Origin of the sequence: Chromohalobacter sp. HP20-39 (assembly GCF_033052815.1) — a bacterium.
In the GTDB taxonomy this organism is placed as follows: domain Bacteria; phylum Pseudomonadota; class Gammaproteobacteria; order Pseudomonadales; family Halomonadaceae; genus Chromohalobacter.
Genome location: NZ_JAWHTP010000958.1, coordinates 1 through 251 on the forward strand (window position 1 = coordinate 1; position 251 = coordinate 251).

Annotated in this window: 2 pseudogenes; one reads left to right on the forward strand and one right to left on the reverse strand. The window is 63.3% G+C overall.

Annotated features, from left to right (window positions below):
- Positions 1–113 (reverse strand): annotated as a pseudogene (locus RVY79_RS20800) (NADP-dependent isocitrate dehydrogenase); the annotation flags it as partial.
- On the opposite strand from RVY79_RS20800, the pseudogene RVY79_RS20805 reads away from it, so the two are divergent.
- Positions 109–251: pseudogene (locus RVY79_RS20805) on the forward strand (NADP-dependent isocitrate dehydrogenase); the annotation flags it as partial. The pseudogenes RVY79_RS20800 and RVY79_RS20805 sit on opposite strands and share 5 nt — an antisense overlap.

The following is a 251-nucleotide window of genomic DNA, read 5'->3' on the forward strand; positions in this document are numbered from 1 at the left end:
AGGTAGTCGCGCAGGATGTTGCCGGTGGCGCTGATGGTGTCCAGGCCACGGATCACGCGCTCCAGCGTGTAGCGCATGGCACGCACCTGGCTCATGATCTGGATGTCCAGCCCGGTGAAGGAGCCGCACAAGGTGGACATGGTGATCTTCCGCGAGAACTCGGAAGACATCTATGCCGGCATCGAGTTCGAGGCCGGCAGCGAGAAGGCCCGCAAGCTGGTGCGCTTCCTGCGTGATGAACTCGGCGCCCA